Annotated in this window: 11 protein-coding genes; 3 read left to right on the top strand and 8 right to left on the bottom strand. The window is 31.3% G+C overall.

All coding sequences use genetic code 11. The annotated features are described in order from the left end of the window. Positions 1 to 48: 48 nt before the first annotated feature. Together rpsA and FLP_RS10440 are read left to right on the top strand one after the other, a co-directional pair. Positions 49 to 1827 carry a 30S ribosomal protein S1 gene (rpsA, locus tag FLP_RS10435; RefSeq protein WP_056253708.1) on the top strand — a complete coding sequence of 593 codons (1779 nt, stop codon included), beginning with the start codon at positions 49 to 51 and terminating at the stop codon, positions 1825 to 1827. Positions 1828 to 1968: 141 nt separating this feature from the next. Then, on the top strand, positions 1969 to 4596 hold the full coding sequence (locus FLP_RS10440) for a DUF7619 domain-containing protein (RefSeq protein ID WP_065449464.1): 2628 nt from the start codon (positions 1969 to 1971) through the stop codon (positions 4594 to 4596). 252 nt (positions 4597 to 4848) lie between these two features. Here the strand turns inward: FLP_RS10440 and FLP_RS10445 are convergent, their stop codons facing one another. Beyond that, entirely contained in the window at positions 4849 to 5382 is a 534-nt protein-coding gene (locus FLP_RS10445; RefSeq protein WP_065449465.1) for a biopolymer transporter ExbD, read from the bottom strand. 32 nt (positions 5383 to 5414) lie between these two features. Next, complete coding sequence (locus FLP_RS10450) at positions 5415 to 5942, bottom strand: ExbD/TolR family protein (protein ID WP_065449466.1); 528 nt, start codon at positions 5940 to 5942, stop codon at positions 5415 to 5417. Positions 5943 to 6155: 213 nt separating this feature from the next. Here FLP_RS10450 and FLP_RS10455 point away from each other — a divergent pair, with 213 nt between their 5' ends. Then, a complete protein-coding gene (locus FLP_RS10455) occupies positions 6156 to 6710 on the top strand; it encodes a fasciclin domain-containing protein (protein ID WP_065449467.1) in 555 nt (184 codons plus the stop codon). Between the two features lie 86 nt (positions 6711 to 6796). Here the strand turns inward: FLP_RS10455 and FLP_RS10460 are convergent, their stop codons facing one another. From FLP_RS10460 to FLP_RS10485, 6 genes are all read right to left on the bottom strand, one after another. Continuing rightward, the gene (locus tag FLP_RS10460; RefSeq protein WP_065449468.1) at positions 6797 to 7642 is read right to left on the bottom strand and encodes an EamA family transporter; all 846 of its coding nucleotides are present in this window, start codon (positions 7640 to 7642) and stop codon (positions 6797 to 6799) included. Positions 7643 to 7746: 104 nt separating this feature from the next. Next, positions 7747 to 7887 carry a hypothetical protein gene (locus FLP_RS10465; protein ID WP_041518154.1) on the bottom strand — a complete coding sequence of 47 codons (141 nt, stop codon included), beginning with the start codon at positions 7885 to 7887 and terminating at the stop codon, positions 7747 to 7749. 84 nt (positions 7888 to 7971) lie between these two features. Continuing rightward, on the bottom strand, positions 7972 to 9420 hold the full coding sequence (locus FLP_RS10470) for a serine hydrolase domain-containing protein (protein ID WP_065449469.1): 1449 nt from the start codon (positions 9418 to 9420) through the stop codon (positions 7972 to 7974). A 23-nt stretch (positions 9421 to 9443) separates the two neighbouring features. Next, entirely contained in the window at positions 9444 to 11234 is a 1791-nt protein-coding gene (locus FLP_RS10475) for a M56 family metallopeptidase (protein ID WP_065449470.1), read from the bottom strand. A gap of 5 nt (positions 11235 to 11239) precedes the next feature. Continuing rightward, positions 11240 to 11608, bottom strand: a complete 369-nt coding sequence (locus FLP_RS10480) for a BlaI/MecI/CopY family transcriptional regulator (protein ID WP_065449471.1) — start codon at positions 11606 to 11608, stop codon at positions 11240 to 11242. Positions 11609 to 11641: 33 nt separating this feature from the next. Next, complete coding sequence (locus tag FLP_RS10485) at positions 11642 to 13654, bottom strand: M56 family metallopeptidase (protein WP_065449472.1); 2013 nt, start codon at positions 13652 to 13654, stop codon at positions 11642 to 11644. Between the last annotated feature and the right edge of the window lie 4 nt (positions 13655 to 13658).

The raw sequence follows: 13658 nt of genomic DNA on the forward strand, positions 1-13658 counted from the left end.
ATCGCTTTGTGAAACTCAAGAAAAGCAGAATACAAATTTTTTATCAGCATGTCTGAACAATTAAAATCACAAGAAGAGTTTTTAGCAAATTTTAACTGGCATAACTTCGAAGAAGGTATCGATGCAGTAGATGAGAAAAACTTACAAGAATTCGAAGACTTAGTATCAAAAACTTTCATCGCTACAGACCAAGAAGAAGTAGTTGAAGGTGTAGTTGTTAGAATTACAGATAGAGACGTTATCGTTGATATCAACGCAAAATCGGAAGGTGTTATTTCTTTAAACGAATTCCGTTACAACCCAAACTTAAAAGTTGGTGACAAAGTAGAAGTATTAATCGACATCCGTGAGGACAAAACAGGTCAATTAGTATTATCTCACAGAAAAGCACGTACTATTAAATCATGGGATAGAGTTATTTCTGCAAACGAAACAGGAGAAATCGTTAATGGTTTTGTAAAATGCAGAACTAAAGGTGGTATGATCGTTGACGTTTTCGGAATTGAAGCTTTCTTACCTGGTTCTCAAATTGACGTTAAGCCAATTAGAGACTACGATGTATATGTAAACAAAATGATGGAATTCAAAGTGGTAAAAATTAACCACGAATTCAAAAACGTTGTTGTATCTCATAAAGCGCTTATCGAAGCTGATATCGAAGTACAGAAAAAAGAAATCATCGGTCAATTACAAAAAGGACAAGTATTAGAAGGTGTTGTTAAAAACATTACTTCTTATGGTGTGTTCATTGACTTAGGTGGTGTTGACGGATTAATTCACATTACTGACCTTTCTTGGAGTAGAATCAACCACCCAAGTGAAGTTCTTGAATTAGACCAAAAATTAAACGTTGTAATCCTTGATTTCGATGATGAGAAAACAAGAATTCAATTAGGATTGAAACAATTAAACGCTCACCCATGGGATGCTTTAGATGCTAATTTAACTATTGGTGATAAAGTAAAAGGTAAAGTAGTTGTAATCGCTGATTACGGTGCATTTATCGAAGTTGCTGAAGGTGTTGAAGGTTTAATCCACGTTTCTGAAATGTCATGGTCAACTCATTTACGTTCTGCTCAGGATTTCGTAAAAGTTGGAGATGTTGTTGAGGCTGTTATCTTAACTTTAGATAGAGATGACCGTAAAATGTCATTAGGTATCAAACAATTGACTCAAGATCCATGGACTGATATTACTTCTAAATACCCAGTAGGTTCTAAACATACAGGTATCGTTAGAAACTTTACAAACTTTGGTATTTTCGTAGAATTAGAAGAAGGAATTGATGGATTAATTTACATCTCTGACTTATCTTGGACTAAGAAAATCAAACACCCATCTGAATTTGTAAATGTTGGTGAGAAACTTGATGTAGTTGTATTAGAATTAGATGTTGAAGGACGTAAATTATCTTTAGGTCACAAACAAACTACTGCTAATCCTTGGGATCAATACGAAGATTCTTTCGCTGTAGGAACTATCCACAATGGTGAAATTTCTGAAATCGTTGACAAAGGAGCTACTGTAGAATTCGGAGATGATATCGTTGCTTTCATTCCTACTCGTCACCTTGAAAAAGAAGACGGAAAGAAATTGAAAAAAGGTGATACTGCTGATTTCAAAGTAATCGAATTCAACAAAGAATTCAAAAGAGTAGTTGCTTCTCACACTGCTATCTTCCGTGAAGAAGAAGAGAAAAACGTGAAAGCTGCAACTGAAAATACTTCATCTAACTCTTCTACAAATGCACCAGCTGCAACTTTAGGAGATAACAATGATGTATTAGCTGCATTGAAAGCTAAAATGGAAAAAACTGAGAAAAAATAATTCTTAAGTTTATCTAAATATAGAAAGTCCCACAGCAATGTGGGACTTTTTTTTGCTTTATACTTTTGGTTTTAATATATTTTAACAAAAAAAGTTCTGTTATAATCATAAAAAGTTATTTTTGTTTGAAAATACCACTTTATGAAAAAAATCTACTCTTTGGTTTTGTTTTTATATTTTTTTAATGGTTTGAATGCGCAGGTTATTAATTTTCCTGACGATAATTTTAAAGCTAAGTTGTTGGCTGCAAATTCTAATAATACAATTGCATCTACACAAACACCGCTTTATATTGATGTTAATGGTATTTGGTCAGTTTCATCTTATCAACCAATAGATACCAATAATAATGGTGAAATCGAAGTTAGCGAAGCACTAGCTATAAAAAGATTAGATGTAAGCGGTACATCAATTAGTGATTTAAGTGGAATTGAGAATTTTACAAATCTTATTTATTTGAGTTGTGGCGTTAGCAAATTAACAGACTTAAATGTTTCGGCTTTAGTTAATTTAAAGGGTTTAAATTGCAGATCTAGTCAATTATTAAGTGTTAACGTTTCGGGTTTAAATAGTTTGCAAGAATTACACTGTAATGACAATCAGTTGACAAGTTTGAATGTTTTGGGTTTGACTAATTTAAGAACTTTATATTGTCCAAATAATAAATTATCTAGTTTAGATACTTCAGGTTTAAATAATTTAAGAGAAATCTATTGTAACAATAATCTATTGTCAAGTTTGAATGTTTTGAATTTAGTTAAATTAGAACGTTTGGATTGCTACTCTAATTTACTATCAAATTTAGATGTATCTGGCTGTGTTAATTTACTTAAATTAAGTTGCTTTTTTAATAAATTATCTAATTTAAGTGTCTTAGGATGTAACAATTTGCAAGAAATTAAATGTGATTATAATAAACTATCAAGTTTAAATGTTTCCAATTTAATAAGGCTGCAAGCTTTGTTTTGTACGAATAATGAATTAATAAATTTAAATACCACACGTTGCTCAAATTTGACAAACTTACATTGTTATCAAAATCAATTGGCTGAATTGGATCTTTCAGGTTTAACTGCTTTGACAGATTTAAGGTGTTTTAATAATAATTTACCGAGTTTAAATATTTCGAATTTAACTAATTTAGAATTTTTATCTTGTGAATATAATAAATTAACAAGTTTGAATCTTTCAACTTTATCTAAGATGCAGGGTTTGAGTTGTCAAAATAATGAATTAAAAAGTTTATTCATTAAAAATAATAATTTAAGATGGACTACCTTAGATTTTCAAAACAATGATATAGTGTACGTTTGCGCAGACGAAGAAGATCTGGCCTTAGTGCAGAGTAAAATTGATCAATATGGTTATTCAGCTACTTGTAACGTAAATTCTTATTGCACTTTTGTTCCAGGAGGTACTTTTTATGTTATTCAGGGTAATACTCGTTTGGATATGAACAAAAATGGATGTGATGCTTTGGACATTGTTTATCCATATCTAAACTTTAAAATTGCAAACGGTATAACAAATGGAAATTTTATTGCAAATGCCTCAGGAAATTATTCTATTCCGGTTCAGGCAGGAAATCATAATATAACTCCGATTTTAGAAAAACCTACCTATTTTAATATTTCTCCCACAGTGGCTACACTAACTTTTCCTGCTAAAACAAGCCCAGTTGCTCAAAATTTTTGCATAACAGCAAATGGAATTCATCCGGATTTAGAAATCGTTTTACTCCCCTTAGAACCGGCAAGACCTGGTTTTGAGGCAATGTATAAAATTGTTTATAAAAACAAAGGAAATGTTGAACTATCAGGTTCTATTAATCTGAAATTTGATGATAATATTTTAGATTACATTTCTTCAAACACATCATTAGCAAGTCAAAAAGCTGATAATATAGAATGGAATTTTAGTAATTTGAAACCTTTCGAAAGTAAAGAAATTTTATTTACTATAAGTGTAAACAAACCAACGGAAACTCCTGCGGTAAATGCAGGGGACATTTTAAAATTCACAACAACGGTTACATCTCAGGATACAGATGAAACCCCTTTAGATAATACTTTTGCTTTAAATCAAATTGTAGTAGCTTCTCAAGATCCAAACGATAAAACATGTCTTGAAGGTGACGTAATTACCCCCGATTTAATTGGCGAATATGTTCATTATATGATTCGTTTTGAAAATACAGGAACTTATAAAGCTCAGAATATTGTAGTAAAAGATATGATCGATTTAAATAAATTCGATATAACAACACTTATTCCAACAAGTTCAAGTCATTCCTTTATAACTAAAATTTCAGAAGAAAATAAAGTAGAATTCATTTTCGAAAATATTAATCTTCCTTTTGATGATGCCAATAATGACGGTTATGTCGCCTTTAAAATTAAAACAAAACCAACCTTAAAAGTAGGTGATTCATTTACTAATGATGCGAATATTTATTTTGACTATAATTTCCCTATCTTAACCAATAAAGCGACTTCTACATTTAAAACATTAGGAACTCAGGATTTTGAGTTCTCGAATTACTTTTCTTTATATCCAAACCCTACAAATGATATTTTGAATATAAATACTAATCAGGATATAGAAATACAATCGTTAGCTATTTATAATATTTTGGGACAATTGGTTATTGCGGTTCCAAATGCAAAAACAGTCTCTAATATCGATGTTTCAAGGCTTAGAACCGGTAATTACTTTATAAAAGTAATGTCAGATAAAGGAAGTTCGAATATGAAATTTATCAAGAAATAACAATTTAATTCAAAACAAAAAGTCCCACAGAAATGTGGGACTTTTTTTATGCAATTTTTTGTTTTAAGTTGTCACGCTGAGCGAAGTCGAAGCGCGTTTCTATTGGAATTTGGAATTTAATAATTTAAAGTTCTTCTTTAGGAGCAGTTTCCAGCTATCATTCCAATCTTTTGCGGTTCCCGATAGCTATCGGGACCGGCACAAAAGGATTTTTCCTTCTATGTGGGCTAGGACAGTCGTTTTTAAAAATATTTATCTTGATGCTAATAATTTTTCTTCTTCAGAAGTAAATTCATTTAAAATGCTGTAGTTCTGAATATTTAGTATCTTCATTTCATCTAAAATATTAACTAGATTTCCATAATTAGACTTTTGGGTTGGTTTAATAATTACAATTAATCCATTTTTAGGTTTCCCTAAGTTTTTAGAATATTTAAGTACAATTTGACTTTTTCTAATTAATTCTTTTCGAATGCCATTTTTATTATAATTGACTTTTTTAGGGGTTTCAATGGGGAAATTTATTAGTCCTGAATAAGTTACTATTTCGTCATTTTCGTCTAGTAATATTGTCAATATGCGATTTTCATCTATGTGGCGAGAACCAAAATACTCACCGCAATCATCACAATCCCGATACATTCCATATTCTAAAACTTTTGGTTTAGCCAGCTCAATGGTAACCATAAAAAAGATAATCAACAAGAAAGAAACACTCACCATTGCGGTTAGATCAACTCTTGTACTTAACTTTTTACTTCTTACTTTTTTGGGTAGATTTTGCATGACAGATGAAATTAATTGGATTAATTAGAACTTTATTTTGCCGCTAATAAGTTTGATTCTTCTGGCGTAAAATCATTTACAATTGCATAAGTATCAATTTTGGCAATTGCCATTTCGTCCAGAATATCGACTAAATTTTTATAATTAGATTCTTTGCTTGGCTTAATAATAACAGTAATTCCTCTTCCTGGTTTTCCTAATTTGGCTGAATATTCAAGCATATTTTTATTTCGTGATAAAAGTTCTTTTCTAATACCATCTTTACCATAACTAATTTCTTTGACAGGAGCCATCGGATTTTCTATAAAACCCATATAGGATATTAATTTATTATTACTTCCTAATAATAAAACAACAGTTCTTTCGCCACCACCACAACTGATCCATCTACCGCATGTCCAATCGTTATCTGGCAAACTTAAATCAACAACTTTTGGTTTAGACAACTCGATGGTTACCATAAAAAAGATAATCAATAAAAAAGAAACACTTACCATAGCGGTTAAATCGACTCTTGTACTTAACTTTTTGCTTCTGATTTTTTTAGGTAGATTTTCCATAAAAGATAAATTTATTTACTAAAGTTAACAATAAAATTCACATACAAGTTAATCTGAAATTAAAAATAGTAGAAAATAATTTTTGGGATTAAAAGCTTGTTTTACAGCGTAATTTGAAGATATTTCAATGTTTTTTAAACTTTTTTAAGGATTTTATAAAACCAAAACAAATATTACCCCGTAAATGAGCTTATAACTTAAAAATATTTAATCATGAAAACTAGAAAATTTTTAGCCGTAGCCATCTTCGCATTAGGATTTGGATTTACATCATTTGCGCAAAAAACTGTAATGGTTGGTGGAGCTGCAATGTACCCAAATAAAAATATTGTAGAAAATGCAGTTAACTCAAAAGATCACACTACACTTGTAGCTGCTGTAAAAGCTGCTGATTTAGTAGAAACATTACAAAGTAAAGGACCATTCACCGTTTTTGCCCCAACAAATGCTGCGTTTGACAAATTACCAGCAGGAACTGTTGCAACATTATTGAAACCAGAAAACAAAAAAATGTTGCAAACGATCTTGACCTATCATGTTGTTGCTGGAAAAATGAATGCTTCTGATATTGCTAAAGCAATAAAAGCAGGAAAAGGAAAAGCGACTCTTAAAACAGTTAGTGGCGGAACTCTTACTGCCTGGATGCAAGGAAAAGATTTATACATTAGTGACGAAAGCGGAAACAAATCTAAAGTTACAATTGCAGATGTAAATCAATCTAATGGTGTAATTCATGTGGTAGATACAGTTTTGTTACCTAAAATGTAATATTAGCTTAAAACTCCAAATTTAAAAATTCCAAATTCCAACTTTTAAATTGGAATTTGGAATTTTAATTTTTATAAGTTTGACAGTTATTTTTTAGCCGTTAATGTCGATCCAGCTGAAGCAATAACAACGCAAAATACTGCTATAATTTCATAAATATTAAGTTTTTCCTGCAAGAATATAAAAGCACAAATAGAAGCTGCTGCAGGTTCCAGACTCATTAAAATACTAAAAGTTCTTGGCGGAAGCTGTCCTAAAGCTTTCATTTCAAGTGTAAAAGGAATTGCGCTTGACAAAAGGGCCAAAGCCACACCCATACTTAAAAGTTTTGGCGTAAGATGTGCCAGTCCGTTTTCGTAAAAACCAAAAGGCAGGATTAAAATTGCGGCAAATAACATTCCGGTTGATACTGCCTGGCCGCCATTCATGATTTGAGAAATCTTTCCTCCCAAAACAATGTAGGTTGCCCATAAAGCACCAGCCAAAATTGCAAAGAAAACCCCTAAAAGATCGATACCTGCATTTGTCCACGGAGCGATTAAGGCGATACCAATTGCCGCTAATAGTACCCAGCAATAATCAATCAAGCGCTTTGAACCCACTATAGCTACCAACAAAGGACCTATAAATTCGATCGTAACAGCTAATCCTATAGAAATTCTTTCTATTGCCAAATAAAAAACCAAATTCATAGCGCCTAAACACAAACCATAAGGAATGACTATTTTCCATTGCTTTGTTGTAATTGCTTTTAGATTTGGCCGATAAGCCAATAATAAAATTATAGCTGATACGCCGATACGTATAGAGGCTGTTCCGGCTGCTCCAATTGCGGGGAATAAACTTTTAGCAATTGCTGCTCCGCATTGTACGCTTATGATCGCTAAAAGAACGGCGTAAATAGGAGGGATGTTAAAATCTTTATTTTTCATTAGAAATAATTGAAGAAATAAGAAATGTATTAAAAAAAAACATTTCTATTTCAGGAGGGCACTGTTGAAAATTATGATCAACCGTTTGTAAAGGAATGTTTTGATTATTCTAAAGCACGTTTCGTAACAAAGGCACGATAACCAATAATAGCCATTTGCCATTTTTTTGCTTTCGAAATGTCTAAACCTTGTTTAGTAAAACTTGGTAAAAGGACTTTATTAATTTTGGCTAAAATTTTATACATGGCATTTTAATTTTTGCAAAGATATAAAAAAAGACCTTGCGGTTGGGCAAAGTCTTTTTTGAGTGATTTCTGTTATTGTAAGGTTTATGATTTCTTTTCCAGAAGCTTATCGATTTTCGCCAGCATTTCTTTTGCGTTAGCATTATCAGGTTTTAGTTCCAGTGACTTTTTATAATTTTCTTTTGAAATTTCGAACTGATTGTTTCTAAAATAACCATCAGCCAAACTATCAAATGCATTTCCGGATTTTGGATTTTCTATTGTATTCAATTCTAAAACTTTTATTCCGTCCTTTACTCTTCCGTGATCCAATAAGGTATAACCAATAATATTAAGACGATATTCAAAATCCCAATCAGGATGAGTTTTTTTTACCGCTAAATAATTTTGTTCTGCTTTTGCGAATTCCAGTTTCAAAAAATCCTGGTTTATTTTTTCGCCGGCAAGATAGTAATCATCTGTTAACGTTTTGTCTACAAGTGATGCAACATGATTAATAACTTGACTCTGAACATATAAATTAGAGTATTTATGTCCATTAGATAAAAATATAATAGTCAAATCATTATTAATGAATTTTCGAAAAGCAGTTTCATTACCTCCGGTAAATCCGTAAGAAAGAATTTTATTTACAGGAACAATTTCCCAGCCGTAAGCAAAACGATCTGTATTATTTGTGTATTTAAAAGGCTCCCACATCGAATATTTAGCTTCTTTTTTGAGATAAACATTTTTATCCAGATTTTCATTCCAGCGCAAAAACTCCTGCAAAGTGATGTTTAAACCATTGGCAGAATGGGCATCATAACCAAAGTTTGAAGTACTTCTTATATATTTATTACTTATATTATTATAATTATAACGGGAAGCACTATTAGGTCTGTTTTCTCCAAAATTCGACGAAAAATAAACTCCGGATTGTATTGCAGGAAACTGATTTTGCAAAATGTAATCTTCAAAACTTAAACCGGTAATTTTCTCAATAATTTTGGTTAGAAACAGATAATTTGTTTGATTGTACCTGTACTGTTTTCCTGTTGTAAATTCCATTGGTTTTTGAGATAAAATCGCCAATTTTTCATCAAAAGGCATTGTAATCTTTATGTCTTCGAACATAACAATATTAGGCAAGCCAGAGGAATGTGATAATAGATTTTTGACTTGAATCGTTTGCCATTCGTTAGGCAGATTGTTCAGGTATTTAGAAATAGGATCTTCTAGTGATAGTTTGCCTTTTTCGATAAGCTGAAACACGCCAACATTCGTAATAAGCTTTGTTGTCGAGAAAAGTTTAAAAGCAGTGTTTTTATCCACTGCTTTATTATCTTCGAAAGAAGCTTTTCCAAAATATTTCTCATATATAACCTTACCATTTTTTACAACGCCCAATGCAACTCCCGGAATTTCATTTATTTCGATTACTTCTTTAATGTATTTGTCAATTTTTTGCTCGGTTAATTGATCTTCACTTTTTTGACCAAACGTTAAATTAAAAACGAATAGAAGGGATAGAATAAAAAATGAGTTTTTCATGTATGATTTAGGATATTTTTTGCTTAAGATTTTTTGCTTTCTTTTTCTATTCTTCTAAAATCTTTTTCATGCTCTTTCATGTTTTTCTCATACACTTTCATGTCTTTTTCAAATTGCTCCATCTTTTTTTCAAATTCAGCTCCAAATTGCTTTTCGATAATGGCGCTATATTTGTCCATTTCTACTTCAAATTTTCCCATTGCAATTTCGAACTTTTCCATTTCTTTATCATATCCAAGTTCACGTTTTGCCATGATTCCCTCTACTTGTTTTTGATAAGCAGCCATTTGTGGTTCAATAACATTCATTTTTTTATTGAACTCCTCCATCTTTTTTTCGAAATTTTTCATAGCAACTTTATCCTCGGGATTTTTTGGTGCTACAGGAGGTTTTGGCAAGCTTGACATATTTGGTGGAGGCGGAATATTTAATTCTTTTGGCAATACAGGTGCTGTAGGAGCAATAGGTGCAATTGGTAATGACGCTGTTGACGGTGGTGTAGGCGGAACTGGTGGAGCAGTCATTCCATGATCATTATACTGTCTAACTTCTGCAACGTAATTTCCATTAGCTATCGGGCTGTCAATATCATCATCAGCAAATAAATTGATTTTCTTGGAACCGTTATCTTCCGTAGTAATTACAATACCGCAATTTTTAATTGCTTTATCTCCTTCTACCTGAAAATTTTGTGCTTCACCTGTTCCTTTTTTGATATCGACTTTAATAGCTATTAATTCGTTAGCTGAATTTCTTTTCACATCAGATATTACAACATCAACATTATGGTTTTGTTTTACTTTCTGTACTATTTCTTTTAATTCCTGATCTGTTGTTGATTTTTTAATCTTGTAAACATCTGTTTGATTTTCTTTCTCAGTAACTTCTTTTCGTTCTTTACGTTCTTTTTCTTGTGCGATTGTTTTAATTTGAAATAAAAGCACAAAAGCTACAAGTGCCGGAATAATAGCGTAATACTTCCAGTAATTTCGTTTTTTTGATTGATTTTTGTTTAACATGACAATTCGTTTTTTGATTAATGATTGATAAAAATGATTGGTAATGGCAACACAATTTTCGTGTGTTGTAATTTTTAAAAGCGTGTATTGATACGCTTTTTTGTCGGATATTTTTTTGGCCGCTTCGCTATCTGCAATGAACTCAAGATTTTGCAGAATTGCTTTTTTATACAACCAAATTATGGGATTGAACCAAAACAGTACGCAAAAAACTCTCGATATCAATACATCTACAGTATGATTTTGATCGCTGTGTACTTTTTCGTGTTCAATAATATTCTCTAATTCTGATGGCGTAAACATTGATGAGTTGTAAACGATATAATCAAAATAAGAAAATGGAGCAATGTTTTCGTTAATATCTACAAATTTAAAATCAGCTTGTTGCTGTACTTTTTTACCTTTTAAAACTGTACTTAAACTATAAAAGTCAATGGCAAACTTTATTACTAAAGCTACAAAACCAATTATGTAAATAGCCAGTAGTACGTAATTCCAATTGATATCAAATGATTCATTTTGAATATGGTGAGTAACCGGAAATTGAGTGTAATGCAAAGCAGGAACGGCGTTACTATTTTCAGTGACTATGAAATCTTCAACAGGAGCAGGCTCGATCCAGACCGTTTTCGTGTAAACCATAAAAGGTAAACCTACCGAAGTAATTAATCCGGCTAATAAAAAATATCTGCTGCTATTAAAAAATGTTTCTTTGCGCAATAAAAAGTAATAAGCAAAGTAAAACAAAACTAGCAATCCGCTGGATTTTGCGATATAAATGAAAAATGTTTCCATAACGATTATTGTACTTCTTGAGGAGTTTCTATCATAGCTAAGATTTCTCGTAATTCTGCTGCCGAAATTTTTTCTTCTTTAGCAAAAAAAGAAACCATATTTTTATAAGAGCTATTAAAATAGTTGTCTATCGCGGTATTCATATACTTTTTACCATATACTTCCAGCGTAATTATTGGATAATACTGATGTGTATTGCCAAAAGCATTATGCCCTACAAAACCTTTTTCTTCAAGATTGCGTACAATTGTCGACAGCGTATTGTAATGCGGCTGATCTTCAGTAATCTCTGCTTGTATTTCTTTTACGAAAGCTTTTTTTAGCTTCCATAAAATTTGCATGATTTCTTCTTCTTTATTGGTTAACTTTTGCATGATTAGCGAATTAAATTTTGAATAGCATCAGCATTATTTTCTGGTTGTGATTACAATTACACCATCTTTTGCTTTCTCTCCGTATTTTGCGATAGCTTCAGTCCCCTTATAGATTTCCATTTTTTCAATGTCTAAAGAATTTAGATCATTCATACTTTTATCTTTAACGATTACGCCGTCAACAATGATTAATTGTTTCGCTTTCGCTTTTGTTTTTGTATCTGTAGTTGATGATGAGATACTGAAAGTATTAACGGTTGGATATCCTCTATACACCCTCTTTTCGCTTCCATCTTTGTCTGTTGGATTTTTTGTAGTGATCTCTATCACACCATTTTTTCCATCAGAACCATATTTTTCGGTTGCATGTTGTCCTTTTAAAACATTCATACTGCCAATCTTTTTAGGATCAACATCATTCATGTCAAAATCAGAACTGGTAAGTTTACCGTTAATAAAAACAATAGGTTTTTCCTGTTGACCTGAAAATGTTATAACAGTATTTGTTTTAGAATCACTATTACTTGTAATCGTTTTGGTAGTGATTCCAATTGTATTTCCTTCCGTATTTACATCGACACTTTCAATTGTGTTTTGATCCAGATGAGACAATTCTTTTTGGTCTGATTTTACACCATTAATATAAACTTCTTTGTCACTTATTTTAAGTGGTTTAGTAAGATGTTTGGTGATGATTTTAATAGTTGATTTACCGGATTTTTTTGAAACATCCATGCTTTCAATTTCCTTAGAATCTAATTTCGCCAATTCTTCTTCAGTTGCTTTTGAACCATTAATAAAAATTTCTTTTTCTCCGGCTAGTGCTGAATTGTTTAGAGCTTGTATATTCTCATTGGTAATCGAAGTTTCATCAGTTTTAAAATCGACTGTTAACTTTCCGTTTTCAAGCGTAGAGATAATGATAGCAAAAGCTTTGATGGCATTATTGCCTTCTATTGTCATTTGCTTGGCAATTTCGTTTCCTTTTTTTAATTCAACTGTAATTGCAATCAGCTCATTTTTGGAGTTTCTTTCTAAATTTGAAAAAGAAGCTGTAATATCAAAACTCTCTTTAAGCGTTTTTACTTTTTGATTAAATTCCTCATCTGTTGTTGTTTTTGTTATTTTAAAAACATCAATTCCTTCATTATTGTTATTTGCAGTTACAATTTGAGGTTTTTCGTGTGCAATAGTTTCAACTTGAAATAAAAGAACAAAAGCAACAAGTGCAGGAACAACAACGCAAAATTTCCAGGAATTTCTTTTTTTTGATTGATTTTTGTTTAACATAACGATTCGTTTTTTGATTAATGATTGATAAAAATGATTGGTGATGGCAACACAATTTTCGTGTGTTGTAATTTTTAAAAGCGTGTATTGATACGCTTTTTTATCGATTATTTTTTGAGCAGCTACTTTATCGGCAATAAATTCAAGATTTTGGGTAATTGCTTTTTTGTAAAGCCAGATAATTGGATTAAACCAAAAAAGAATACAAAATGCTCTTGCAACCAGAACATCTACAGTATGATTTTGCGAACTGTGCACTTTTTCATGTTCAATGATATTCTCTAATTCAACAGCCGTGTACATTGATGAATTGTAAACGATATAATCAAAATAAGAGAATGGAGCGATATTATCTGTAGTATCAATAAATTTAAAGTCAGCCTGCCTGTATATTTTTTTTCCTTTTAAAACAGAATTTAAGTTTCTAAAGTCAAGCAAAAATTTCAATATAAAAATAAGAAGACCAATGCTGTAGATCGCAATTAAGAGATGATTCCAATTGATCTCAAAAGATTCCTCTATTGGCTGAATAGTATTAATTTGTGCAAGATTAAAATTTATCGCAGGCTCAGGATCTATCCAGATAATTTTGGTATAAACGATAAGCGGCAAAAGCACTGATGTAAATAACCCAGCCAATAAAAACCATCTGTTACTATTAAAAAAAGTTTCTTTGCGCAGTAAAAAATGATAAGCGCAATAAAACAAAACTAATAGTCCACCGGATTTTGCGATAAATATTAAAAATGCTTCCATAGTG

It is taken from the genome of Flavobacterium piscis (genome assembly GCF_001686925.1).
GTDB classification, from domain to species: domain Bacteria; phylum Bacteroidota; class Bacteroidia; order Flavobacteriales; family Flavobacteriaceae; genus Flavobacterium; species Flavobacterium piscis.

What these genes read in the sequence shown, in the direction of transcription:
- rpsA (WP_056253708.1), top strand. Translation starts at nt 49, where the DNA reads ATGTCTGAACAATTAAAATCACAAGAAGAGTTTTTAGCAAATTTTAAC.
- FLP_RS10440 (WP_065449464.1), top strand. Translation starts at nt 1,969, where the DNA reads ATGAAAAAAATCTACTCTTTGGTTTTGTTTTTATATTTTTTTAATGGT.
- FLP_RS10445 (WP_065449465.1), bottom strand. Translation starts at nt 5,382, where the DNA reads ATGCAAAATCTACCCAAAAAAGTAAGAAGTAAAAAGTTAAGTACAAGA.
- FLP_RS10450 (WP_065449466.1), bottom strand. Translation starts at nt 5,942, where the DNA reads ATGGAAAATCTACCTAAAAAAATCAGAAGCAAAAAGTTAAGTACAAGA.
- FLP_RS10455 (WP_065449467.1), top strand. Translation starts at nt 6,156, where the DNA reads ATGAAAACTAGAAAATTTTTAGCCGTAGCCATCTTCGCATTAGGATTT.
- FLP_RS10460 (WP_065449468.1), bottom strand. Translation starts at nt 7,642, where the DNA reads ATGAAAAATAAAGATTTTAACATCCCTCCTATTTACGCCGTTCTTTTA.
- FLP_RS10465 (WP_041518154.1), bottom strand. Translation starts at nt 7,887, where the DNA reads ATGTATAAAATTTTAGCCAAAATTAATAAAGTCCTTTTACCAAGTTTT.
- FLP_RS10470 (WP_065449469.1), bottom strand. Translation starts at nt 9,420, where the DNA reads ATGAAAAACTCATTTTTTATTCTATCCCTTCTATTCGTTTTTAATTTA.
- FLP_RS10475 (WP_065449470.1), bottom strand. Translation starts at nt 11,234, where the DNA reads ATGGAAACATTTTTCATTTATATCGCAAAATCCAGCGGATTGCTAGTT.
- FLP_RS10480 (WP_065449471.1), bottom strand. Translation starts at nt 11,608, where the DNA reads ATGCAAAAGTTAACCAATAAAGAAGAAGAAATCATGCAAATTTTATGG.
- FLP_RS10485 (WP_065449472.1), bottom strand. Translation starts at nt 13,654, where the DNA reads ATGGAAGCATTTTTAATATTTATCGCAAAATCCGGTGGACTATTAGTT.